The following is a 3033-nucleotide window of genomic DNA, read 5'->3' on the forward strand; positions in this document are numbered from 1 at the left end:
TCATTCTTAATTCAACCTTTCTCATAATGACCTCCCTTAAGGAGATATTATATACTTTTATTAAATTACATTGGGACATTTTCAATATTGATACATTGAGACATTATCATTTTCGAATGAGATGAGGACTTTGTTTTTTTCTATATACTTTGCCCAATGAGTTTAGGAATAGTATAATAAAGATATATTCAAAGGAGGGCTTGAGAAATGAGCAGATATTTAATCGTGAATGCAGATGATTTTGGTTTAAGCGAAGCTGTGAATTATGGGATCTTAAGAGCTTATAAGGAAGGGATTGTCACTTCAACGACAATTATGGCCAATATGCCAGGATATGAACATGCTATACAACTGGCAAAAGAAAATCCAGGATTACATATAGGTGTACATTTAACACTCACCACGTATAAACCATTGTTAAAGAATCATAAACATATCGTGATGGAAAATGGCTATTTCCATGATAAGAACAAAATCGATGAAATTGATACAGAAGAAGCATATGAAGAATTAAAAGCACAAATTGAAAAAGTATTGGAAAGTGGGATTGAGATTGATCATTTAGATTCTCATCATCATATACATACACAACGTGTATTGAAAGATGTAATGGAACGTTTGTCTAATGAATTTCAGTTACCTTTTAGAGGAGGGTTCTCATACGATAGTCATATCGAAAAGATTAGTAATTCGAATATTGAATTCTATGATAAAGGGATTACAGTAGAAACATTCCAGAAGATAGCAAAAAATGTAAAAGAAGGAGAAGTATGCGAAATTATGTGTCATCCTGCTTATGTAGATCATTTTTTGTATAATATTACGAGTTACGCATTACAGCGCATCGATGAATTAGAAATCTTATGTAGTGAAGAAGTAAAACAAATACTTAAGGATGAAGATATCATACTAACAACATATTCACAAATACAGTAGAAAGGAGGTATTCATATGTTAAGGGTTGCTATTGTAGAAACAGAAGAAATCGCAAAGGATATTATGTTTGAACTTGCATCCCTACTAGAAAATCAGGAATGGTCTTTTCAATACTTTACGAAGATATCTCAATTAGCAAATGCTGAGAATAAAAAAGAGTTTCAAATTATTATCTTTCACGAAAAGTTTGAAATTCCTCGTGTGAATCAATCGTTTATACTAAACAAGCCACAGCGTATTGTCATCTATACGAAAACAAAAATTACAAAAGCAGAAAAAGAAATATTACCATTTTCAAGAATATTCTATATTGATCGAGTATCCATAAAGCATGAAGTGAAACGTATATCTAAATATATTGAGCTTCTATTGAAGAATCAGGAAGAATATTTGTTTTCTTATAACAATGTAGAGGTTCCGTTAAAAATTAAAGATATTTACTACATTGAAAAAGAAGATAAATACTTGATTTATCATACAAAGCGAGGAGAGTTTCGCGAACGAAAAAATATGAAGGATGCAAATGAATACTTCAAGAGCTATCATTTCTTATGGATTCATGCCAGTTATCTAGTAAATATGCAATATATTACGCAGATACATTCTGACATTGTGTATCTTTCAAAAGAGCAATTGCCAATATCAAGAGCAAAAAAAGCTGAAGTTAGTAAGACTATTCGGCAGTTTATGAAACTGAAAATTGAAGAATGATACCAAAAATTCCATATATTTACCAATCTTTCCACTTCCATTTACAAAGCAGTTTGAAAGGCTATAATAGAGGTATAAAGAAGCAAAAGAAAAAAGAGAGCGGTGAGAAAATGGGAAAGTTTGAAAGTTAAATATTAGATCATCAGAAGTGAAATGATTTCTTGTATAGGAGTTATGATGGATAATATTTAACGAAAACAAGAAAATACGGAGTGGATATCGGAATACATGCCTGATGAAACGTTGGTGAAAGCAACCCAAGAATCAGGAAGTGACAAAGTGATGCGTCAACTATGAATATAGAATCCAGATTATGAAGTGATATAAAATATGTTATAGATGGCTGGAAAAAGAATTAGAATTGAAAGCAAATCATAAAGATCTAAGCATAAGATTTACGGAAACTGAAATTAAGTTACAAATAAAGTAATAAGTATTCAGATAACAAAGGAATCAAATACTATAGGAAACTTGAAATAAGCGGGAAAAGGAGATGAAGAACCTGCGACATACAAATGTGAAAATCCTATAGAAAGTATCACAGAAATAAGAAATGATGTATTGCAATTTTAACAAATGTAAAGACATCGAAAATACAATTGAATAGATATATGCCCTCGAATATTCGGGGGCTTTTTCATGTGACAGATATGAAATTAGAAGAAAAAATGTAAAAATTTTTTAGATTTTAAATAAAAAAAGAACAGATTTATAAATTCATATGTAAAATAGCACAAATAATGTATTTCATGATACTATGTAGTTGTCAAATTAATAAGGGAGATAATTATGAAAAAATTACTATGTATGGCGTTCGCCGTTCTATGCCTTAGTGCATGTGGTGGTGGCGATAAAGAAACAAAAACAATGAATTGTAAATTAGAAAATGATCTAAATGGAATCAAAACAGTTATGAACATTGATATGGATTATCAAGGGTCTACTGTGATTTCACAAAAGCAAAATGCTGTTATGACTGCAAGTTCAGAAGAAATATATGAAGCTATGGTTCCTACATTAAAAACATATTCCAAAGAAGAGGCATATAAAGATATGGAAGGTGTTACATATTCTTTATCAGAAGATGATGCAAAACTTAATATGGTTGAAAATATTACAATCGATTTCGAAAAAATCAGTGCAGCTGATTATAGAATCGTAAGTGGAGATCCTAATATTGATATTTCTAAAGATAAAATTGATATTGATAAAACAAAAGAAAATCTTGAAAAAGGGAAATATACTTGTAAAAAATAATAGAAAAGAGGCTGTAACGAATAAGAAACAGCCATAACATAAAAAAACACGTCAATCTCATAAGAGGAAGACGTGTTTTTTTGGTTCTTTAACATTTGGTGTTGGTGGATGAAAAACGATACAAATTAA

The 3033-nt window shown here is 30.2% G+C and carries 3 protein-coding genes; all 3 read left to right on the plus strand.

Annotated features, from left to right (window positions below; translation table 11 throughout):
- The first annotated feature begins 207 nt into the window (after positions 1-207).
- The 3 genes from chbG to ACWG42_RS14890 all read left to right on the plus strand — a co-directional run bounded on the left by chbG (position 208) and on the right by ACWG42_RS14890 (position 2904).
- A complete protein-coding gene (chbG, locus tag ACWG42_RS14880; RefSeq protein ID WP_455793349.1) occupies positions 208-936 on the plus strand; it encodes a chitin disaccharide deacetylase in 729 nt (242 codons plus the stop codon).
- A 15-nt stretch (positions 937-951) separates the two neighbouring features.
- A complete protein-coding gene (locus ACWG42_RS14885; RefSeq protein ID WP_455793350.1) occupies positions 952-1647 on the plus strand; it encodes a LytR/AlgR family response regulator transcription factor in 696 nt (231 codons plus the stop codon).
- Between the two features lie 789 nt (positions 1648-2436).
- A complete protein-coding gene (locus ACWG42_RS14890) occupies positions 2437-2904 on the plus strand; it encodes a hypothetical protein (protein ID WP_455793351.1) in 468 nt (155 codons plus the stop codon).
- The last annotated feature ends 129 nt before the right edge of the window (positions 2905-3033 follow it).

Source organism: Amedibacillus sp. YH-ame10 (genome assembly GCF_053848885.1).

Excerpts from the sequence above, each read along its gene's own strand:
- chbG (WP_455793349.1), top strand. The coding sequence starts at position 208 with ATGAGCAGATATTTAATCGTGAATGCAGATGATTTTGGTTTAAGCGAA.
- ACWG42_RS14885 (WP_455793350.1), top strand. The coding sequence starts at position 952 with ATGTTAAGGGTTGCTATTGTAGAAACAGAAGAAATCGCAAAGGATATT.
- ACWG42_RS14890 (WP_455793351.1), top strand. The coding sequence starts at position 2,437 with ATGAAAAAATTACTATGTATGGCGTTCGCCGTTCTATGCCTTAGTGCA.